The organism is Mesorhizobium sp. A556, from assembly GCF_054489545.1.
Window position 1 is genome coordinate 13,270 of the sequence record NZ_JBTMXA010000014.1, and the last position, 21,581, is coordinate 34,850.

A 21,581-nucleotide genomic window follows, 5' to 3' on the forward strand; every position below is an offset into this window, starting at 1 on the left:
TTACTGCTCTTTCGAGAGCATCTTAGCGGCCGCGTCCTGGGGGAGTCCAACGGCAAAGCTGTTTGGAAGATGGATTTGGAACATTGACGAGCTCGGTGAACATCGATGGATTTCTTCTGACGCATCGCAATTACGTATACCCGTGGGAGCAAGACGAGAACAGCCATTGGAGTGCCCAGTTTTTCATAAGAAGCTTCTCGCAGGCTTCGGCAACACTCGGCCTGATTGCGAATGGAAGAGAGTGCGCTGCGGCGCAGACCTCCATCCAGCACACGCGATTCTTTGGCGAATTGCGTGGCTCAGCCAGCTTGGAGGTGTTTTCCGCACGGATTGACGGTGGCTCTTTCGACGGCCGCATTGTACATGTCATGAACGAGGCTGGCAGTAACCGACTCTGTGCCTCCTCCATCGACAAATTGACCTTTGACGTCACGGCGGTATCGAGCGTGCCGGAAGCGCAAATTCGCTCGTTGTTGCCACGTGGTCTGGAGCCTGAAGGGGACGGCCCCTGGGATACAACATCAGCCGTCGAGAGCCGGCAGGGCCTCGTTTCCTATCTCGGTGTTCTGCAAAGGTCCGATTTCGATCATACGGGGTCGCTGCTTCCTGCGACAGTCCACGCCCAACTGAGTTCGGGTGCGGCAAATCTTTGGAATTACATTGGCGTTCCCCTGAAGACGCTCCACTCGAAGGGACTTGGTCCGGTGGTGGCTGAGACAAAGGGTAATTTCTACCGTTCGGCAGCAGAGGGTGATGTGGTTCGTCTCGTATCCTGGTTCGATCGAATGGAGCACAAGACGCTGCGGATGCGTCATCAGCTGGAGAGCCTCGCGGACGGGCAGCCGCTGGCGACAATGAGCAGTATAGTTTTGTTGCTCGACCAGACCAGCCGTCGCTCCATCGTCTTACCCGACTTCGTTCAGGCCGCATGCGCGCCTCTCTTGAAGTCTGCGGCCGTTTTCCCGCACACATAGAGGCAAGGCTGGTCGGCGGGCCAGGGTGACGTATGAAGACCACGCTAAAGGAAGGATCGCAGATGAGCGCCACCGGAAAGATCGCAGCCAGGACGCCGCCGCAGGTGATGGCATCAAAGGGTGGGACGCCGCTCGTCTGCCTGACTGCCTACACCACGCCGATGGCGAAGCTGGTGGACAGCCATTGCGACGTCGTACTGGTCGGCGACAGCGTTGGCATGGTGCTGCACGGCATGCCGTCCACGCTTGGTGTCACGCTCGACATGATGATCATGCATGGCCGGGCCGTGCGGCGCGGCGTCGAACGCGCACTGATGGTGGTCGACATGCCCTTTGGGTCCTGCGAGGGAAGCCGCGAACAGGCGTTCCGCAACGCCGCCCGTGTCATGCGGAAGACCGGATGCGCGGCCGTTAAGCTCGAAGGTGGCGAACCGATGGCCGAGACCATCCGCTTCCTCGCGGCGCGAGGCGTGCCGATCATGGCGCATGTCGGCCTCACTCCGCAAGCAATCAACGCTTTCGGCGGGTATGCGGTGCAGGGTCGCGGCGAGGACGGCGAACGCGTGGCCCGCGACGCGGCCGCCGTTGCGGAGGCCGGCGCCTTCGCGGTCGTGCTTGAAAAGGTGCCGGAGCCGCTCGCCCGCCGCATCACCGGGGAGATCGCCGTGCCGACTATCGGCATTGGCGCCTCGCCGGCCTGTGACGGCCAGATACTCGTCGTAGACGATATGCTCGGCGCCTTCACCGATTTCCGGCCAAGATTCGTCAGGCGCTATGCCGAGCTGGGTTCGGAGGCTGAAAAGGCGGTCGCTGCCTATGCTGCGGACGTGCGGACACGCACGTTCCCCGGCGCCGAGCATTTGTTCGGCGACACACCGCGAGCGACCGCTCAGGGAGGTGCGGGATGAGCATCCCCATCGTGCGAACACTGGCGGAACTTCGTTCCACGGTCGCCGGCTGGCGGCGGGAAGGCGCGACCCTGGCAGTCGTTCCGACCATGGGCGCGCTGCACGAGGGGCATCTGAGCCTTGTTCGCGCTGCGCTCGGCAGGGCCGACCGTGTCGTCGTTACGCTATTCGTCAATCCCAAGCAGTTCAACAGCGCGGCTGACCTCGCCGCCTATCCTCGCACCGAGGTCGATGACGCGGCAAAGCTCGAGCCTCTGGGCGCCCACATGCTCTTCGCGCCGGCTGCAGGGGAAATCTATCCGGAAGGCTTCGCCACGACCATTTCGGTGAGCGGCGTTAGCGAAGGGTTGTGCGGAGCGTTCCGTCTGGATCATTTCGATGGGGTTGCCACCGTTGTCGCGAAACTCTTTCTTCAGACAGGCGCGGATTTCGCCTTCTTTGGCGAGAAGGATTTCCAGCAGTTTCACGTGATCAGACGCATGGCGCACGATCTGAACATTCCTATAGAGGTCGTGGCCTGCCCCATTGTGCGCGAGGCCGACGGGCTTGCCCTGTCGTCGCGCAACATCCGCCTGTCGCCGGCCGAGCGTGCCAAGGCTCCGAGGCTTGCCGAGGTTTTGACCGAAGCCTCGCGGCGCCTCGTCTCCGGCGCGCCGGTGTCGGCCACGCTCGACCAAGCTAGAGCCGCGATCCTCGCTGCCGGCTTCGACGTCGTCGAATATTTGGACCTGCGCGCGGCTTCCGATCTTGCTCCGCTCGACGAATTGGCCGCGCCCGCACGTCTGCTTGTCGCGGCTTGGCTGGGTGAAACGCGCCTTATCGACAATCTGGAGATAGGCTGATTCAGCGAGGAGAAGCTGACCACCGGTCGTCAAGACCAGTCGATGTTCAGGCTTCCGTTACCTGAAGCTGGAGCAGGGACGCCTGCCTACTCTTCGTAGACACCGGCTTCCAGTAGCTTCTTGGAAGAGTAGTCGGCTCCGTGCCGGTGCGTCCAGAAGCCGGCAGTCAGGCCGCCATCGACCGGCACGATGGCGCCGCTGATATAAGAGGCGGCGTCCGACAGGAAGAGTAGGGCGGCCGATGCGATCTCCGACGCCTGGGCCATACGTCCGAGCGGGGTTCGGTCCTCAATCACGTCGGCGAGGAACTTGGGCGGCATGTTCCGGCGCAGCATCGGCGTGTCGATCGCGTTGGGGGCGATGCTGTTGACACGCACGCCGTGCCTACCCCATTCAAGTGCGAGGTTTCTGGTGAGCCCGTTCAGCCCATGCTTGGAAACGACATAGTGGGTGCGGCTCGGCTGCCCGCCAAGCCCGTCCGTCGAGCCGACCAGAACGATCGAGCCGCTTTTACGCTCCACCATGCGCCTGCCGAAAGCCTGCGCGGTCAGGAACGCGCCAGTCAGGTTGATCGAGAGCACGTCCTGCCATTCCTCCAGCGACAAGGTCTCGGCCGGAGCCGAACCGGAAATCGCGGCGCAGACGAGGAGCCCGTCGACCGGACCAAGCTCGCGCTCGAAGCCTGCCACCGCGGCCTCGAGCGCGGCGACATCGCGGGTGTCGCACGCGAAGCCGGCGGCCAGTCCGCCGAATTCGCGGATCTCGGCAAGGGCTGCCTCGACCGTCGCGTCCGATTGCCCGGTTACCCCGACATTCGCGCCCTCCTTGGCCAGCATGATGGCTGCGGCCTTGCCGACGCCCGACGTCCCGCCTTGCACGCACACCGTGCGCCCCTTGAATCCGAGATTGATCAAAACTGCCTCCCTCTTGCCGCATCGAATTGTGCGGCCTTCCGCAGGCTATCCGCAAAGCGTGCGCCATCGAGTGAGGCCTGTCGTTTCCGGTTGGCAATCCGCGCGTTGTGCATCCATCGCGGACACCTGTCGGCGGCGAGGACAAAAGCGGTTCCCGTTTCGAGTAGATATATCCCTGACCGGGCGGATGGCACGCAAATTGCCAATATACGAATGTAGCACGGCGCGCGCGCCACTGAATGGAGGATAGTCCTTGGAACCGATAAAGCTCTACGGGTTCGAAACCGGCCGCGTCAGCCTGAAAAAGAAGGCCGTCATCGATGATGGCGTGGGCACGATCGAGTTACCCATTCCTGCGTTTCTGATCATGCATCCTCGCGGCAATGTGCTGTTTGATACCGGCCTTCACGCCGATCTCGCCGATCCTACGTCGAAGCGATTGGGTGACCTTTCGAAATATTCAACTATCTCGTTCTCCATGAACGAGCATGTCGTTTCGCGGCTAGCCCTGCTTGGCCTCAAGCCCGAGGATATTTCGATCGTCGTGAATTCGCATCTCCACTACGACCATGCGGGCGGTAACAGCGCCTTCCCGGATGCGACGCTCGTGGTCCAGCGCCGTGAGTGGGAGGCGGCAAAAGACCCCGCTATGATCACGCGCAACGCCTACAATACGGATGACTACGCCCATAACCGCACGGTGACCCCCGTCGAGGGAGAGCACGACCTGTTCGGTGACGGCACCCTGACGCTCGTCCCGACCTTCGGCCATACACCCGGCCATCAATGCCTTCTCGTGCGGGTCGGCGGCAGGAAGATCGTGCTTGCCGCTGATGCGGCCTATATACTCGAAAACCTCGATCGCGGCATGGTCTCACGTTTAAGCTTCGATTTGAACAAAGCCAAGGCCTCACTGCAAAAGCTTACGGCCTGGCGGCAAGAGGGATGGGAACTGATGATCGGGCACGACAGCGCGTTGTGGAGCCAGGTGCCGAAGATCCCGCAACCGATCGCCTGAGCGGGACCGGCCCTGCATATTCGACGCTATCATGGTGAAACCGGCGAACGTCCGGCAGAACCGTCTGATCGGTTACGCGGGAACAGGCGCGCGGAGCCTGGCATCGCTTAGCCGGCCTAGCCTGTCTCAGTCTTTTCGTCGGCCAGCATGGCTGAGCGGCCGGCATTGGCGCGGATGTCGCGCGCCGGCCAGTTGTCGAGCCGAACGGCGGACAGGAAACTGTCGACCGCACGGTTGAACTCCGCAGGCTCCTCCAGGTTCACCGCATGGCCGGTCCTGGGGATGAGCAGCAGGCCGGATGCCGAAAGCGAGCGCTTGAGGAACAGGCTGGCGTCGAGCACCGGGTCGTCCTCGTCGCCCGCAATAATGAGAACGGGCGTCGAGGTTTGCTTGAGTTCGGCCTCGAACTCGAAGACCGAAGGCCGGCGCGCCTGGTAGTTGCGCATGGTCAACGCCTTTCCGAGCGCGGAATGTTGCGAAAGCTGCTGGCGGAATTCGGCCCAGCTACGCGGGTCCTTGTTCAGGAGTTGCACCCGCGTCGGGCCATAGGACATGACGTCTACGAACGGCCCCATGCCATTTTCGAGGAAGACATCGGCGGCATCGCGCGCCTCTGCGATGAAGGTCGGTCGGGAGGCAGCGTCCGAGCCGGATCCCCCGCTTGCGAAGACGAGGCCGCGCACGCGCCCTGGATTAGCCAACATGAATTGCAGCGCGCCGGTCGCCCCCATGCTGAGGCCGACGATGAACGCGCTGTCGATCTCCAGATGGTCGAGGATGGCGCCAATGTCGGCGACGGCGTGCTCGTGGCCGTACGACTCGTCGCATTCCGGCACGTCGGACGGCGGGTAGCCGCGTGCGTTGAAGGTGATACAGCGGTAACATCGCGAAAAATACCGGACCTGTGCTTCCCAGCCGCGCATGTCATTCGAAAATTCGTGTACGAAGAGAAGAGGCACACCCTTGCCGGCCTCTTCGTAGTACAGGGAAACATCCCCCGATTTCGCCAGCGCCATTGCGGTTCTCCTCCACGCGCATGATGCCGGCGAGCAGGATTATTCTTGCCCGCCGGGTATGTGTCTCTGGGCGAAGCGATGGATGCCGCTCTCAGTCCTGAATGCGGATGCCCGTCGTTTCGACAACATTCTCCCAGAATTCGTAATCCTTCTTCAGCGCGGCGGCCGTTCCCGGGCCGTTTGTCGTGTCCGGCACCGCGCCCTGCGCCTTCAGGCCTTCTGCGAAGCTCGGCTGTGTCACTACGTCCACGATTGCCTTCGACCATTTGTCCAACTCGGCCTGCGGCGTTCCCTTCGGTGCGAAGACCGCCATCCATTCCTCGAACACGAGGTCGGGAAAACCGGCTTCGCCGATGGTTGGAACGTCGGGAAGGAAGGGCGAGCGCTTCGCGCTAAAGATCGCAAGCGTGCGCAGCTTATCCGGTCCCTGCCACTGAAGAACGTCGCCCACGACCTGCGTGGCAGCGGGCACGTCGCCGCGCAGCACGTCCTGCGTCATCTGCGGCCCGCCGCCCTTGAAGGCGGCGAGGGTCAGTTCTACCCCGGCCGCCTTCGAAAACTGGGCCGTGAGGAGGTTCTGAGGCGTGCCCAGGACGCCGCCATAAGTGGCTTTGTCCGGGTTCTCCTTCACCCAGGCCAGATAGTTCTCCAGCGTTTTCACCTGTTCTGGCACGGCGGGACCTACCGACAAACAGAAGCCGAAGGAGATGACCGAGTTGACCGGAACGAAGTCGGCGATCGGGTCGAACTCGATATTGCTGAAGACATGCGGCCCCAGCGACAGATTGTCCGACCCGGCAAACAGCAGGCTTGTGCCGTCGGCCGGGCTCGTCTTGACATTCATGATGGCGATGCGGCCAGTCGCCCCCGGTCGGTTCTCGACAATGACGTTGTGGTCTAAATTCGCCTGGTTCAAGCCATCGGCAAGCCGCCGCGCGACTATATCGGTCAAGCCGCCCGGCAGAAATCCGACGACGATGCGGGCAGTCGGCGCGCTTTGTGCAGCCTTCACGCCGAAAAGTGCCGTCGCTCCCACGGCGGCGCTGGCAGTCAGGAATGTTCTTCTCGCGATCATCTTGTTCCTCTCCATTTACTTCCTATTGTAGCTGACGTGCAGTTATACTTTCACCTCACTCTATTTTGATGTTCTGTTCTTTTATCACCTTCCCCCAAGTGTCCCATTGCTTGCGCATGTCCGTTCCAAGCGCGGCTTGGTCGATCGGCCAGGGCAGGTTGCCCTGCTTTGCCGCGATTTCGGCAAGTTCGGGGGTGGAGAGGGCGTCGCGGATTGCCGTCGAGACACGCTCTACAATCGCCGGGGGCGTTCCGGCGGGCGCCAGGAGAAACTGGGTCGATAGCGCCTCAAAGCCCGGCAGCACGTCGGACATCGGCGGAATGTCCTCCGCGCCCGGCAGCTTCTGGTCAGTCATGAATCCGATCGCCCGGACCTGACCAGCGCGAACCAGTGGCAGCGATGCAACCGCGCTGACGACTCCGATCTGAATCTCGCCGGCGATCAGCGCGGTGAGGATGGCTGCGGCGCCGCGATAGGGAACGTGCGGCACGTCGATGCCGGTCCGGGCCTTCAGCATCTCGAAGCCCAGGCAGTTCGTCGTGGCAATGCCGGAAGTGGCAAAGGTGAACTTTCCGGGGTTCGCCTTGAGAAGTTCGAGGAACTCCTTAGGCGTCTTCGCCTTCAAGTCGTTGTTCACGACGATGGTAAGGGGTTGGATGAAGGCTCCTGCGACCGGCTCGAAAGACGTGAAGGGATCGACCGGCGCCGGCTGCAACTGCGGGCTGGTGAGAAGGCCGCTTTCCCCGAAAAGCAGTGTATATCCATCTGCCGGCGCGCGGGCGACAAGTTCGGCCGCGATCATGCCGGTCGCGCCTGGCCGATTGTCGACCACTACGGACTGGCCGAGCAGGCTCGTCAGATTATGCGCCAGCAGGCGCGCCGACGTGTCCATTCCGCCCGGCCCATAGCCCACCAAGAGTTGGATCGGCTTGGACGGATATTCCTCTGCGAAGCTTGGACGCGCGATGGATACCAGCCCGGCGGCCAGAAGACTGCTCGTCACGAAATCGCGGCGAGAGAGAGATAGCTTTGTCATAGACTCCTCCTTGTTATGGTTTCAAGTTCAGACCCCTCATCCCGAGGCCTTAGGCAATCGTCAGACGATGCTGGACGCGCGCAGCGCGGCGATCTCGTCGTCGGGATACTCAACCTCGCGTAGGACTTGGTCCGTATGCTCGCCAAGACCGGGCGCGACCGTTTTCACCACGGCGGGCGTTCGCTCCAGCCGCACCGGCTGTGAGATGTATGTGAACTCCTGGCCATCGGGCGACGTAGCGCATTCCGTAACGTTGAGATGCTGGATCTGCGGATCCTTGAACATCTGTGGCACTGAATAGACCGGCCCGGCGGGCACGCCTGCGGCGTTGATGAGATCGACCCAGTGGGCCACGGACTTTTGCGAGGTGATCTTCGAGATTTCGGTCGCAAGATCTTCGCGGTTCGCGATCCGCCCGGATTCCTCGCGGAAGCGGGGATCGGTCAGCCATTGCGTCTGGTCGAGTGCGTTGCAGAAGCGCCGCCAGTTGCCGCTGCCCGAAACTCCGAGGTTCAGCAGCCCGTCAGATGCTGGAAAAACGCCCATCGGACTCGCCATCGGGTGGTTATTGCCGCTCTGCACCGGCAGGATGTCGTCGTTCAGGTAGCGTGCCACCTGGAAGTCCATCATGGCGATCATCGACTGCAGCAGCGACGTATGCACCCACTGCCCTTCGCCGGACCTCTGCCGCTCCAGCAACGCCACGATGATGCCGATGGCCGCGAACAGGCCGCCGCTGGAGTCCGCGACGGCGATTCCGGCACGGACAGGCCCCTGGCTGGGCAGCCCCGTCACCGACATCAGGCCGCCAATCCCCTGAATGATCTGGTCGAAGCCCGGCCGCTTTTCATATGGGCCGCTCTGGCCGAAGCCGGAAATGCTGGCCAGGATGATACGCGGGTTCACAGCTCGGAGGCTCTCATAGTCGGCTCCGAGCCGATACTTCACGTCCGGCCGCCAGTTTTCGACGACGACGTCGGCGTTCTTCACCAGGCGATGAAGGACTTTTCGCCCGTCGGGGTGCTTCAGGTTGAGCGTGAGTGAGCGCTTGTTACGGTTCATGTTCTGGAAGTCCCCGCCAATACGGGAATCAACGAACATGTTGTCATTGGCATCGACGCCAGCCGGCGGCTCGACACGGATGCAGTCAGCACCGAAATCCGCCAGTACCCGCACGCAAGTTGGCCCGGCCCGCACCCGCGAGAGGTCGATAACGCGGATACCGTGGAGGGCAGGAAGGGACGAAACCGACATCATATCAACACCCCTTCCATACAGGCGCGCGCCGCTCAGCGAAGGCGCGCCGCCCTTCGGCGAAGTCCTCGCTGGCCATGACAAGCTCGCCGCGCGTGGTCGATTGCGCTGCATCGTATTCGTCGCGCGACAGCTCGGCCAAGGTCTGCTTCATTGCCTCCACGGCCAGCGGTGCAAGCGTGGTTATATGTCGGGCGAGCTGATCGACATGCGCGTCGAGTTCCGCCGGTGGCAGCACCTTGGAAAAGCAGCCGACATCGAGCAGGGTCGCGGCTGCGATCGGCTCGGCCGTGAGGAATATCTGGTTGGCTAACCCTACACCTGCGCGCGAAATGAAGCGGCGTAGCCCGGCACCGTGATAATAGATTCCAAGCTTTGCCGCAGTGACGCGCAGGGCGACACCCTCGGCTGCCAGAATAAGATCGCAACCCAAGACCAGATCGACACCACCGCCATAGGCGGTGCCGTTAAGCGCGCAGATGGTCACGGGGCGCATACGTTCGATTGCCCTGGTCACTTCATCGAAAGAGACGGGCGGCGGCCCGGCGTCGAAATCCTGGATGTTGAAACCGGCGCAGAAGATCGGCTTGTCATCCAGTACTTCCGCCGACAGCACGACCACGCGAACCGAGCGGTCCGCGTTCAGCTTCCCGATCATTTCGTAGAGCAGAGCGAGATCTTCGCTATGGATGCGGTTGCGGTGTGCGGGCCGCTGCAGGATGATGCGCGCTACGCCATCAGAGATGGTCAGCCTCGGCGCTTGAGATGGAAATGGATGGGCAGTCATTATGCGTTGGTTCCGTCTGCTGACGGGGGGCCATCGCCGGCCGCCCCTCCCTGACGGTAACCTCGCAATATCCATGCCGGGGAGCGTCGCCTAACTAAAATTCGGCGCTCTCATCTTGGTTCGCCGCAACATCGGCGGGCGACCGGTCAGACCTGCGCGGCTTCCAGGCGCTGTCGGAGCGCCCGCCGGTCGATCTTGTCGGTCCGGTTGAGCGGGAGTTCGTCGATGAACTCGATATGCCGGGGGATCTTGAAGCTTGCAATGCGTCCGTTGCAGAACTGCTCGATGCGCGTGCAAAGTAAATGCACATCGGCGCCGCTGGCCGGTACCACGAAAACGGCCACGACTTCCGAGAGGCGCTCGTCGGCCATCGACACCGCAGCGATCTGCCTGATCTCCTTGATTTCCAGGAGCAGCGACTCGACTTCCGTCGGGTCGACATTCTCGCCGCCGACGCGAATCATGTCTTTGAACCGGCCCACGAAGTGCAGCATTCCGTCGTGGCGCATGTATCCCGCGTCGCCAGTGTGGAACCATCCATCCGTGTCGATGGCCTTGCGAGTTTCTTCTTCGTTATTGTAGTAACCCAGCATCAAACTGGGGGTCGTCAGGATGATTTCGCCGGTTTCTCCCTGAGGCAGATCGTGACCATGCGGATCGACGATCCGCATGCGCACTGCTGGCATTGGATAGCCGGATGCGTCGCAGGTCTCCTCGATGGTCATGTCCTTTGGATGCCGGCAGGTGACGGCGCTGAAGGCTTCGGACATGCCATAGCCCGACACGGTTCGACAGAAGACGGTTTGGAAGCGCTCGACGATCGCCCGTCCGAATTCCGAGCCGATGGTATGCGTCCCTATCCGGAGGCTGCTCAAATCGTAGCGGTCGGGATTGCGATCATAGGCCTGCAGCAATTCGCCGAGGTGGACCTCGAAACCGTGGAGCATGGTGACCCGCTCCTCGGTGATGACGCGTAATGCTTCTTCCGCGTCGAAGCGCGTGAGCAGTACCTGCCGAGCGCCGCAGAGAACATTGTGGATCACGATCCAGGCCAGCGAGTAATTGTGGAAGAGCGGTATGTAGTTAATCTGGACATCGTTGCTCGTCATTCCGAGCGTTGTCGACCGATCCGACGCCGAGCGGATACCCGCATGCGAGAGCATGACGCCTTTCGGATTGCCGGTGGTTCCCGAGGTGAAGAGGATCACCGCCAGCGCATCGGGATCGACCGCGCCAGCGCGTCGGTCCACTTCCTCCAGCGAGATCTTGGCGCCTTGCCGCAGGAAATCCTCCCAGGTCGATTGGTCATTCGCGGAGCCGTCCGGCAGGAAGACCACGCGGCGCAAGGTCGGGCAGTTCGGGCTTTCGATGTCGCCGCCGTCACTCAGGCAGTGGGGGCCGAGCGCCTCTGCCACCATCGCGGCATAGTCGATCGGCCCGGATTTGGCGTCCGAAAAGAGGACATTCGTGTCGCAGGATTTTAGGCCGGCGAGGAAGTCACGGGTCCGCCAGCGTGTGTTCATCGGCATCGCCACCGCGCCGACGCGGATTATGGCGAAGAAGAGAAAGATGAATTCCGGCCGGTTGTTGATCCACAGAGCAACGTGGTCTCCTGGCTGCACGCCTGCCGCGATCAGGGCGCGCGCCACGGCATCGACCTCCTCGGAAACCTGAGAAAAGCTCCACCGTCGTCCCTCGAAAAGGATGGTCTCCCGGTTGTTCCAGCGCTCTGCGGCGAGCTTCGGCAGGTCGCCTATCGACAGCTTAGGGAACCACTCGCGTGTCTTATGTATCACCGGTTTATCCTTCCGATTCTTGATGTCGAGTTCGCGGCGATGTCTGCGTCAATCTGCACCGTAACCGGCGATCCCCTTGAGCTCCAGGAAGGCTTCCAGTCCGAACTCACCCTGCTCCCGGCCGTTCCCGGACTGCTTGTAGCCGCCGAAAGGCAGGCTGACATTCCAGTCCGGATAATTGACGTAGACCGAGCCGGCACGCAACCGCCGGGCCGCATCCCGCGCCTTTTCCTGATCGGCACTCTGCACATAGGCAGCCAGCCCGTAGACCGTGTCGTTGGCCTGGTCGATGGCTTCGTCGACCGTGTCGTAGGGCAGGATCGATAAAACCGGCCCGAAGATTTCCTCGACGGCGATCGTCATGTTCGAGGTCACGTCGGCGAAGATTGTGGGCTGAACGTAGTAGCCGCGATTGAGCCCTTCCGGTCGGCCGGGGCCACCGGCCACCAGTGTAGCGCCCTCCTTGATACCGCTTTCGATCAATGCCTGAATCTTGTCGTACTGAACCTGACTGATGACCGGGCCGAGTTTGGTATTCTCGTCGCGAGGCGCCCCGACGCGGAACTTCTGTGCCGTCGCCTTGGCAATCGACTTAACTTCGTCCTGCCGCTGGCGCGGCACGAACATGCGCGTCGGCGCGTTGCAGGACTGGCCGCTGTTGTTAAAGCAGGCGTAGATGCCCTTGCTGACCGCTTTGGGGAAATCGACGTCGTCGAACAGAATGTTCGGCGACTTTCCGCCGAGTTCCTGGTGGACGCGCTTGACCGTATCGGCTGCCGCCTTGGCCACCAGGACGCCCGCGCGGGTGGACCCTGTGATCGATATCATGTCGACGTCCTCATGCACCGACAGCGCGTGGCCGACGCCCGGTCCATCGCCGTTGACGAGGTTGAATACGCCAGCCGGCACCCCGGCCTCATCAAGGATTTCGGCCAGGATCAGCGCATTCAGTGGCGCAAGCTCGCTTGGCTTCAGCACCATGGTGCAGCCGGCCGCGAGCGCGGGTGCGACTTTGCAGGCGATCTGGTTCAGAGGCCAGTTCCACGGCGTGATTAGCGCGACGACGCCGATCGGTTCATGCACCAGCGCATGCTGTCCAACCCGTTTTTCAAACTCGAACGAGCGCATCGCCTTCAGTGTTTGGCTGAAATGCGCCAGGCCGGCACCGACCTGGCTAGTGTAGGCAAAATCGAGAGGCGCCCCAACCTCTTGCGAGATCGCTTCGGCAAGGTCCTTGCCGCGCTTTTTGTAGACGGCGATTATACGGCCTATGAGGTCCGCGCGTTCCTCCACCGTGGTCCGACTGTAGGAGGCGAAGGCCTTCCTGGCAGCGTGAACGGCGCGGTTCACATCTTCGGGGGAGCCAATCGACACCTTGGCGAAGGCCTCCTCTGTGGAGGGATCAATGATGTCGATTGAACGCGCGGTGGCAGGGTCGCTCCATTTGCCGTCAATGTAGAATTGCAGATTGTGTGTCATGGAATGCTCCATTCGAAGGGTCTGACGACGTCGATTGCGGCCGCTTGCTGTGAAGCGACCTATTGTGGCAGTGCGGGCGCCAAAACGACTCGCCCGACGATGGAGCCTTGCTCCAGGTCATCGAGCGCCGTTGCGGCTTCGTCCAGCGGTCGGACTTCCACCGGCGTGGCGGGCATGCCACGCTCGATGACCAGCGCGATGAGTTGGCGAAGCTCGGACAGGCTGCCGACAAAGCTTCCTTGGATGGCGATCGACTTCAGCGCCAGCAAGGGCGTTGGCAGTTCGAGTTTGCCGCCGAGCAGCCCGACGACGACAATCTTGCCGCCCACGGAAAGCAGGTCGATGCCCTGCCGCACCGTCTGGGCACTTCCGACCAGATCGAGCACGCCGCGTACCGGCTGACCAACCGCCTTGCGGATTTGCTTGCCACTGTCTTCTGCGCGCGGATCAATGGCTGCCGCCGCGCCGGCTGCCAATGCAGCCTCACGCTTCCTGGGGTCGATTTCGAGAACGACCGGCGGCATGACCCCCATCATTTTCAATAGGCCAATGGCCATCAGTCCAAGGCCGCCCGCACCGATGATAACCAGCGGGCATTCCCCGGGCAGGGATCCGAACTTTCCGATAGCGCTGTAGGTCGTCAGGCCGGAGCAGGCGAGGGGAGCCGCTTTGGACGGGTCGAGATCGGCGAGGTCGATCAGATAACGGCTGTCCGGGACGCGGACATAGTCGGCATAGCCGCCGTCGCGGTACAGGCCGATATAGCGAGGTCGGAAGCAAAGATGCTCCAGCCCGCTCAGGCAATTGGCGCACTCGCCGCACCCGACCCAGGGGAAGACCAGAACTTTGCGTCCAGTGGCGGCATCGGTCGCGTCCGGCCCTGCCGCAGCGATCGTGCCAGAGATCTCATGTCCAGGTGTGACCGGATATTGCAAGCCGTAGAAGGGGAGCTTGTTGCCGTCGCCAAGATCGAAGCTCCCCTCGTGCAGGTGCCAGTCCGTGCGGCAAACTCCGCAGGCCGCTATACGGACGAGGACTTCCGTGCCGCTGACCTCTGGAACCGCGACCTCGTCGCATCGAAGACGCTCTCCGGCTTGTGGAAATCTATAAGCGCGCATCATTACACTCGCATTTCATTCGTGTTGTCGACTGACCGGATATCCGCAAGCCCCATGCCAACTTGCTGCTCCTTGGTCATAGCAGACAAGAGTGGGCCTTCGGGTTCCTGCGATCTCATGACGACCGAAACATGGACATGGAAATAGCACGATGCTGTCCGCGCCGCGGACACTTGTCCATTGTTGCGCCAGGGGTGGGCGGTCGTCTCCTGCTTTCCGGACCGCTTAGTACGTTCCATTCTAGGGAGACCTCGCCCTTGGCTGTGTTTTCCACTACGACGCAGAAACGGCGCTCGAACGGCAAAAAGCTGCGAGGACAATTGTGAAGATCGATGTGATCCATTGATTCGATCAGTTCGGCTAGTAGTTTGCAGCCGTTTCAGCGTCGGAATGAGGGTCAGGCTTTTATATGGTCCATCCACCCGGCTAGTTTGTTGCGAAAGACTTCGCCTTTGCTCCGCGTATCCGAACAGAGGGCCTCATACCATTTCCGTCAAATTACTAGGCCCTGACCCTAGTCATTCGCCTCCCGCTTGGCCGCTGGCATCGGTTTTGCGGAGTTGGAAAGCGGAATGCAAGGAGATGTCCGTAAATGAGCCGCCAGTCATTCGAGAAGTCGTCGGAATCGGCGAATTTACCCTACGAGGATCTGCCTGCCGTCGCAGCGAAGGGCTCGTTCTCGATGCTGGCCGGCGTCAACGTTGTCGATCTGACCACATCGATTGCTGGGCCTTATGCCACGATGCTGCTTTCGGATTTCGGGGCGGAGGTCATCAAGGTGGAGCGTCCGGATGGCGACGATGCGCGCCAGTGGGGGCCTCCTTTTCTTGATGGTGAAGCGCTGTGGTTCACCGCTGTGAATCGTAATAAAAAGAGCGTGGTGATTGACATCCGCCAGCAGCAGGGAATGCAGGATTTGGAGCGGCTGGTGCAGGGTGCGGATGTCGTTGTCAGCAACCAACCCCTCGCTACACAGCAAAAGCTCGGGCTCGATTACGTCTCTCTGCGCCGATTGAAGCCTGATCTTATCTTCGTCTCGATCACGGGTTTTGGTTCTACGGGCGTGCGGTCCAGCCTCACCTGCTACGACCTTATCGCAGAGGGCTATTCCGGGATTATGGATCTGACCGGTGACGGAGAAGGCGCTCCCCAGAAAGTCGGTGCGCCCGCCGCCGACATGCTGGCCGGTCAGGACGCTGCAATGGCATGCCTGGCGGCACTGATCGAGCGGAATCGCACGGGTCGTGGGTGCAAAATAGATGTCAGCCTAGTCGAGAGCATGACGAGGTTCCTGTCGTGCCGAATCTCATCATATATGGGGTCGGGGGAGGTTCCCCGGCGGTCGGGGGGCACCGACAGCGTCATCGCAATTTACCAGTCTTTCGAGACGGCCGACCGTCCGGTCAATCTTGCGCTCGGTTCCGACCGGATATGGCACCGTTTCTGGAGCGTTGTTGGCGACCCAGACTTCGGTACCCGCCGTGATTTCGCCACCAATGCCGACCGGCGCGTGTCCCGCCAGATTATCGTTACGCGGATCCAGGAAATCCTGAAGCTGAAGACCCGGCGCGAATGGCTGGAAATTTTCGCGCTGTCAAAGGTTCCTGCCGGTCCCATCAACAGTGTGGACGCGGTTGTCGCCGATAAGGCGCTACAGGAGCGCGGGCTGTTCTTCAATCTGGTGGACGAAGATGGCCGCACTGTTCCACAGATCGGCTTGGGCATCCACATTGACGAGGAATTCTGCGTACCCCGGTCTGCCCCTCCCAGGTTGGGCGAGCATACCGATGAGGTTTTAGGCGCACTCCGACAAATATCCGCCGGCTAAGGCCATTTAGAAAAACCGACGGTGAAAGGGGCAAGTTTATGATATTGAGCCAGAACTTTTACGAGGAAGACGGTCCCATCGGCATGATCGCCCTCAATCGTTCGCGCGCGGAAAACCTGACCCGTCCTTCTTCGACAAGTGAGGCAGGGCCATGCGACCGTTTCTGACCCTGCATGATCCTCAAACGGACAAAGCCTGCTACGTCGAAGGGTTATGGACCGGAGACACTTTCTATTCCTTGCTGGCGGACCATGCGCAGGAAAGGCCGGATGCAATGGCGCTGCGGGATGGCCGTCAGCGTTTGGACTGGAGAACGTTGAAAGCGTGCGTCGACGCATTGGCCGACGATTTCGTGAACAGGCAGTTCACCTCCGGCGACCGGATTTCGATCTGGATGTCGAACCGCATCGAGGCGGTTATCGCGTTCCTCGCCTGCTCACGGGAGGGAATCGCCTGCAATCCTTCCCTGCACCGCAGCTACACCTGCAAGGAGATCGTCGATCTGCTCACGGAGCTTCAGTCGAAGGCCCTCGTGACCGAGGAGGGTTGGGGAGCGGATCGCAATGAGCGCGATTTCGACGAGATGGTCAAGGCGCTGCCTTGCCTGACAAAGCTCTATTCACCCGCGAGCTTCCCGCGCCACATCACCCAGGTGAACCGGGAACCGCATGGCAACCCAGATTCGGTTGCCTACCTGGCCTTTACGTCGGGCACGACCGGCCGCCCGAAATGCGTCATGCACTCCAGCAACACGCTGCTGGCGAATGCGCGCGACCTCGCTCGGGACTGGCGGCTCGACCCCAGCGCCGTAATCTTGTCGCTCAGTCCGCTTTCGCACCATATCGCATGGGTCGCGGCCAGCCAGTGGCTGGTATGCGGCGGCGAACTGGTTACCGACGATCCGCCAAAAGGGGTCTCGCGCCTCGACTGGATCGTCGAGACCGGGGCGACCTATGTGCTCGGCGTGCCCACGCATGCCATGGACATACTAGCCGAACAAACGCGCCGTGGTTTGCCCCGGATCGGCGAGGTCATCACTTTCTACATGGCGGGAGCGCCGATTCCAGAGGTCGTGGCGCGCGCGTTCGTCGCGCAGGGGATCACTCCGCAGAACGTCTACGGCATGACGGAGTGCTCCTCACACCAATATACGCATCCGGGCGATCCGAAGGAGGTCTGGATCTCCACCTGCGGACGTGGCGGGCCGGCCTATGAGATCAAGATCTGGGACCAGGAGAATCCTGACAAGGAAGTACCGCAGGGCAGGACCGGCGAGATCGGCGGCCGCGGTGCTGCAATGATGCTAGGTTATTACGGCAACCAGGAGGCCACCGAAAAAGCATTCAATCGCCACGGCTATCTGATGTCGGGCGACCTCGGCTCGGTTGACAGGTTTGGGAATCTGCGGATCGAGGGCAGGGCCAAGGACATCATCATCCGCGGTGGCCACAACATCTACCCGTCACATATCGAGGCCGCGGCACTCACCCATGAGGCGGTGGAAAAGGCGGCGGCGTTTCCGGTTCCCGACGAGCGCCTCGGGGAGAAGGTCTGCCTTGCGGTCATCGGGCAGATCGGTTCGGTCGAGATGCTGAGGCACCTGGCCACCGAACATCTGTCGAAATTCGACATGCCGGAATGGTTCATCGCGGTGGAATCGCTGCCGCTGACGCCCAGCGGCAAGATCCTGAAGCGGGAACTCGTCGCGATGGTAAAGCGGGGCGAGTTGTCGCCGGAGCCGGTGCGGTTCCAGATAGAGCAGGCGTGAAGGTCGTCTAACGGCGCGATTTAGCCTCAGAACAACACCAGCGACCGGCTTCCCATCCGGGGCAGCCAGGAAGGTATCGATGCCATGAACATCCATGACAGGGTTTGCAGCCAGCGACGGTGGACCGACGATGAGCGCCAGATTCTGGATCAGGTGCAGCGCATGGTCGACGATGTCATCGCACCGCGGGCCGCACATTTCGACGAGACCGGCGAATTCCCATGGGAGAACGTGGCGGCGATCAACGAACTCGGACTCAACACCATTTTCATCCCGGAGGAGTTTGGCGGTACCGAAATGTCGTACCGGCTCTACCTGGAGATCGTCTCCATCATCTCGGCGGCTTGCGCGTCGACGGGCATCATTTACGCCACGAACTTTCATGGCATGAAGCCGCTGGTCGAATTCGGCACTGAGGAGCAACGCCGGCGGCTGTTGCTGCGCATCGCCGAAGGGGGTCTCGGCGCACTGGCGATCACGGAAACCGGCGCAGGCTCCGATGCGACGGGAATGAAGACGCGTTTTACCCCGGACGGCGACGACATCGTCGTAAGCGGGTCGAAGGTCTTTATCACCAATGGCGATGTCGCCGACCTCATTCTGCTCTTCGGCAAATGGTCGGAGATCGACGATCCGAGGGCGGCGATCTCGGTGCTGATCCTCGAAAAGGGTGCGGAGGGTTTCAGTGTCGTCTCGAAGGAAAAGAAGATGGGGCACTGCGCTTCGTCGACCTGCGGGCTCGCCTTCGACGCTGTGCGCGTGCCTCGCGCCAACCTCATCGGCGAGCCGGGCGATGGGCTGAACATCCTGCTTGCCTCGCTCAACCGCTCGCGCCCCTCCGTGGCGGCACATGCAAGAGGCATCGCGCGGGCGGCCTTCAGAGACATGATCGCCTATGGCAGTGAAAGGGCGCAAGGAGGCCGCAAGGTCCTCGATTTTCAGGGCAACCAGTTCATGCTGGCGGACCTGGCGTCCGAACTCGTGATGCTGGAGCGCTGGCTCGACTACGTCGCCGACCTGATAGAGGCAGGCGTCGCCGATTTCGGAATGGAGGCCTCTGTCGCGAAACTGCGGGCGACCGACCTCGCCATGAAGATGACCACGGAATGCGTGCAGTTCCACGGCGGCTATGGCTACTGCCGGGACTACCGCGCTGAGCGGCTGATGCGCGACGCCAAGATCACTCAGATATGGGAAGGCACGAACCAGGTGCATCGCCAACTCATAGGCAGGAGTCTCAAGCGCAAATGACGAATATCAGGAAAGTTGCCGTTTGCGGCGCGGGCGGCACGATGGGTGCCGGTATCGCTTTGGTTGCGGCGCGCGGCGGGATCGAAACGGTGTGTTTTGACATGGCTCCTGAAGGTCTGGCGCGCTCGCGCAAGGCTGCCGAGCAGTTTCTGCGCAAGACCGTCGAGCGCGGTCGCATGAGCGAGGACGAGGCCGTCGCCACGCTGGCACGAATGACCGACACGACCGAACTTACCGATCTCGCGGACTGTGACATGGTCATCGAGGCCATCTTCGAAAATCTTGCCGTCAAGAAGGAATTGTTCGGCAAGTTGAATGGGATTTGCAAAGAAAGCACGATCTTCGCCTCGAACACCTCCACGCTCTCCATAACCGAGATCGCGGGCGGTTGTGGCCGCGAAGACAGGGTCGTGGGCATGCATTTCTGCCTGCCCGCGCAACTGATGAAGCTGATCGAAATGTCTCGCGGCATCAATACTTCGGACGAGACGTTCAACGCCGCTTGGGAATGGACCAAGGCGGTGGGTCAATTTTCTGTCGAGGCGCAGGACAAGCCGGGCTTCATCCTGAACGCGCTATTGGTGCCGTTCAACAACGACGTCATCCGGACCATTGAAGCGGGCCTTGCATCACCAGAGGACATCGACATAGCTGTCAAGTCGGCGCTGGGTTACAAGATGGGCCCGTGCACCCTGCTCGATCTGATCGGGCTCGACACCCAGATCCGGCTCGGTGAAGCGTTCTACCCGATCACTCTGGATAGGCGCGCCTCGGTGCCGCCGCTGCTGCGGCGAATGGTGGCGGCCGGGCTGCTCGGCAACAAGTCAGGACGCGGATTGCTAACAGGCGCCGCTGCAACGTCGCGGGCGCAGAGCGCGCCGGCCTTTACAATCGTCAAAGCCGGGGAAAGCCGCTCCTTCCCTGAGGGCGACGCTTTCCTGGCGTGCGCCGCGAAGAACGGCAATGTCACCGTTCATCTCGGCGGGGGTTACCAGCCGGACAGTACGAAGACGGCAGTGCTCGTCGAACTCGATACGGAGTGCTTGGGCGAGCACACTGGCGAGGACATGGGACGTGAGGGATCGAACGTCGTCGGCTTTGCGCGCTATCGCAATGGCAATGACGCACCGTCGAAGCTCGTCGAGCTTGTGCGCCAGCACGGCACGGATACGGAAGCGCTTGTTGCGGCGCGTGCCGTGTTCGAGGTAGCAGGCCTGGACGCAGTCGTCTGTGCCGACCAACCCGGTCGAATCGTCGACCGGCTGGTGCGGCCAAAATACAACGATGCACTGCGTTTCCTTGACGAGGGGCTCGCCAAGGCCGTGGACATGGACAAGACCTGCTGCCTCGGGCTCGGCTATCCGGACGGGCCGATCGAACGCGTCACCCGAGGCGGGCTCGCCCGCCATTTCGACGTCAGCCGATCCATTTACGACATGACCGGCCTGCCCGGCTATGCGCCGGCGCGAGCGGCGGTCGTCGCCAAGCGCATCGACCTCGCAGGCTAATCAGGAAATATAGAATGCGCGCGATACTGGTTCATGAGTTTGGCCCCATAGAAAAGGCGGTCCATGTCGAGACGGCTGATCCGATGCCGGGCGCGGGCGAGGTCGTGGTCGATCTGGCGGCGGTCGAGGTGAACTATCCCGACATCCTCTATATGGAGGGACGCTACCAGCGGAAGCCGCCGCTGCCTTTCTCTCCGGGTCTCGCCGGCGCTGGCGCCGTATCGGCTGTTGGCGAGGGCGTCACCAGCCTTTCTGTCGGGCAAAAGGTACTGGTCTTGCCGGAATATGGCACCTATGCCGAGAAGGTGCGTGCGCCGGCGGATTTCTGCCTCCCCGTTCCCGAGGACATGCCAGCAAATATCGCAGCAGCTTTCGGGCTGGTCTACCAGACAGCGTATTTCGCGCTGACGGCTCGCGCCGGCCTGACCGCGGGGCAGAGCGTGTTGGTGCTGGGCGCCAGCGGCGGGATCGGCATGGCCGCGGTGCAACTGGCCAAGGCGCTTGATGCCGGCCGTGTCATCGCCACGACACGGGGCGATGCTGGCGTGGCCTTTGCACGCCAGATCGGTGCGGACGACGTCATCGACACGCAGGCACGGGATCTTCGCGAAGCGGTCAAGGAACTGACCGGTGGCCGTGGCGTCGACGTGGTTATCGACCCGGTAGGCGGCGACTTGAGCATCGCGGCGATGCGAACACTTGCCTGGAGCGGTCATCTCGTCGTTGTCGGCTTCGCATCCGGCACGATACCGAATTTTCCGGCGAACTATCTGTTGGTCAAGAACGTGTCCGTGAGCGGTCTGCAATGGACCGACTATCGCAGCCGCAGTCTGGATGCGGTGAGGGCGGCGCAAAACCACATCTACCGGCTATGGCAACAGCAGCGCCTTTCACCTGTCATCTCGCGGACTTTCCCGCTCGAACGCTTTGCAGAGGCGCTCGACGTGTTGAAGCACGGCAATCCGCGCGGAAAGATGGTCCTCACAACGGAAATCGAGCGGGCTTGAAA

The 21,581-nt window shown here is 61.7% G+C and carries 18 protein-coding genes; 9 read left to right on the top strand and 9 right to left on the bottom strand.

What is annotated here, in order from left to right; genetic code table 11:
* Positions 1 to 83 precede the first annotated feature (83 nt).
* From ACX3P0_RS21115 to panC, 3 genes are all read left to right on the top strand, one after another.
* A complete protein-coding gene (locus ACX3P0_RS21115) occupies positions 84 to 974 on the top strand; it encodes an acyl-CoA thioesterase (RefSeq protein ID WP_459091600.1) in 891 nt (296 codons plus the stop codon).
* Positions 975 to 1,036: 62 nt separating this feature from the next.
* Complete coding sequence (panB, locus tag ACX3P0_RS21120; protein WP_459091602.1) at positions 1,037 to 1,882, top strand: 3-methyl-2-oxobutanoate hydroxymethyltransferase; 846 nt, start codon at positions 1,037 to 1,039, stop codon at positions 1,880 to 1,882.
* Positions 1,879 to 2,724 (top strand): pantoate--beta-alanine ligase, encoded by an 846-nt coding sequence (panC, locus tag ACX3P0_RS21125; RefSeq protein ID WP_459091604.1) that lies wholly within the window; start codon positions 1,879 to 1,881, stop codon positions 2,722 to 2,724. Before panB ends, panC begins: the two co-directional genes overlap by 4 nt.
* An 86-nt stretch (positions 2,725 to 2,810) precedes the next feature.
* On the opposite strand, the gene ACX3P0_RS21130 is transcribed toward panC, so the two are convergent.
* Complete coding sequence (locus ACX3P0_RS21130; protein WP_459091606.1) at positions 2,811 to 3,638, bottom strand: SDR family NAD(P)-dependent oxidoreductase; 828 nt, start codon at positions 3,636 to 3,638, stop codon at positions 2,811 to 2,813.
* Positions 3,639 to 3,891: 253 nt separating this feature from the next.
* On the opposite strand from ACX3P0_RS21130, the gene ACX3P0_RS21135 reads away from it, so the two are divergent.
* Complete coding sequence (locus ACX3P0_RS21135; RefSeq protein WP_459091608.1) at positions 3,892 to 4,656, top strand: N-acyl homoserine lactonase family protein; 765 nt, start codon at positions 3,892 to 3,894, stop codon at positions 4,654 to 4,656.
* Between the two features lie 116 nt (positions 4,657 to 4,772).
* On the opposite strand, the gene ACX3P0_RS21140 is transcribed toward ACX3P0_RS21135, so the two are convergent.
* The 8 genes from ACX3P0_RS21140 to ACX3P0_RS21175 form a co-directional block, all read right to left on the bottom strand.
* Positions 4,773 to 5,672: an alpha/beta fold hydrolase gene (locus ACX3P0_RS21140; RefSeq protein ID WP_459091610.1), complete on the bottom strand. Its 900-nt coding sequence runs from the start codon at positions 5,670 to 5,672 to the stop codon at positions 4,773 to 4,775.
* A 91-nt stretch (positions 5,673 to 5,763) separates the two neighbouring features.
* Positions 5,764 to 6,747 (bottom strand): Bug family tripartite tricarboxylate transporter substrate binding protein, encoded by a 984-nt coding sequence (locus tag ACX3P0_RS21145; RefSeq protein ID WP_459091612.1) that lies wholly within the window; start codon positions 6,745 to 6,747, stop codon positions 5,764 to 5,766.
* A 55-nt stretch (positions 6,748 to 6,802) separates the two neighbouring features.
* Positions 6,803 to 7,783 (bottom strand): Bug family tripartite tricarboxylate transporter substrate binding protein, encoded by a 981-nt coding sequence (locus tag ACX3P0_RS21150; protein ID WP_459091614.1) that lies wholly within the window; start codon positions 7,781 to 7,783, stop codon positions 6,803 to 6,805.
* Positions 7,784 to 7,843: 60 nt separating this feature from the next.
* Positions 7,844 to 9,040 (bottom strand): CaiB/BaiF CoA transferase family protein, encoded by a 1,197-nt coding sequence (locus ACX3P0_RS21155; RefSeq protein ID WP_459091616.1) that lies wholly within the window; start codon positions 9,038 to 9,040, stop codon positions 7,844 to 7,846.
* A gap of 1 nt (position 9,041) precedes the next feature.
* Positions 9,042 to 9,824 carry an enoyl-CoA hydratase/isomerase family protein gene (locus ACX3P0_RS21160; protein ID WP_459091618.1) on the bottom strand — a complete coding sequence of 261 codons (783 nt, stop codon included), beginning with the start codon at positions 9,822 to 9,824 and terminating at the stop codon, positions 9,042 to 9,044.
* A gap of 146 nt (positions 9,825 to 9,970) precedes the next feature.
* The gene (locus ACX3P0_RS21165; RefSeq protein ID WP_459091620.1) at positions 9,971 to 11,620 is read right to left on the bottom strand and encodes a class I adenylate-forming enzyme family protein; all 1,650 of its coding nucleotides are present in this window, start codon (positions 11,618 to 11,620) and stop codon (positions 9,971 to 9,973) included.
* A 48-nt stretch (positions 11,621 to 11,668) separates the two neighbouring features.
* Positions 11,669 to 13,099 (bottom strand): aldehyde dehydrogenase family protein, encoded by a 1,431-nt coding sequence (locus ACX3P0_RS21170; RefSeq protein ID WP_459091622.1) that lies wholly within the window; start codon positions 13,097 to 13,099, stop codon positions 11,669 to 11,671.
* Between the two features lie 59 nt (positions 13,100 to 13,158).
* Positions 13,159 to 14,217, bottom strand: coding sequence for an alcohol dehydrogenase (locus ACX3P0_RS21175; RefSeq protein WP_459091624.1), 1,059 nt, complete (start codon positions 14,215 to 14,217; stop codon positions 13,159 to 13,161).
* Between the two features lie 592 nt (positions 14,218 to 14,809).
* Between ACX3P0_RS21175 and ACX3P0_RS21180 the strand changes: the two genes are divergently transcribed.
* From ACX3P0_RS21180 to ACX3P0_RS21200, 5 genes are all read left to right on the top strand, one after another.
* Positions 14,810 to 16,045, top strand: coding sequence for a CaiB/BaiF CoA transferase family protein (locus ACX3P0_RS21180; protein ID WP_459091626.1), 1,236 nt, complete (start codon positions 14,810 to 14,812; stop codon positions 16,043 to 16,045).
* A 151-nt stretch (positions 16,046 to 16,196) separates the two neighbouring features.
* Positions 16,197 to 17,813, top strand: coding sequence for a class I adenylate-forming enzyme family protein (locus ACX3P0_RS21185; RefSeq protein WP_459091628.1), 1,617 nt, complete (start codon positions 16,197 to 16,199; stop codon positions 17,811 to 17,813).
* 84 nt (positions 17,814 to 17,897) lie between these two features.
* A complete protein-coding gene (locus tag ACX3P0_RS21190; protein ID WP_459091630.1) occupies positions 17,898 to 19,064 on the top strand; it encodes an acyl-CoA dehydrogenase family protein in 1,167 nt (388 codons plus the stop codon).
* Positions 19,061 to 20,572 carry a 3-hydroxyacyl-CoA dehydrogenase NAD-binding domain-containing protein gene (locus ACX3P0_RS21195; protein WP_459091632.1) on the top strand — a complete coding sequence of 504 codons (1,512 nt, stop codon included), beginning with the start codon at positions 19,061 to 19,063 and terminating at the stop codon, positions 20,570 to 20,572. Before ACX3P0_RS21190 ends, ACX3P0_RS21195 begins: the two co-directional genes overlap by 4 nt.
* 14 nt (positions 20,573 to 20,586) lie before the next feature.
* Entirely contained in the window at positions 20,587 to 21,579 is a 993-nt protein-coding gene (locus ACX3P0_RS21200; protein ID WP_459091634.1) for an NADPH:quinone oxidoreductase family protein, read from the top strand.
* The last annotated feature ends 2 nt before the right edge of the window (positions 21,580 to 21,581 follow it).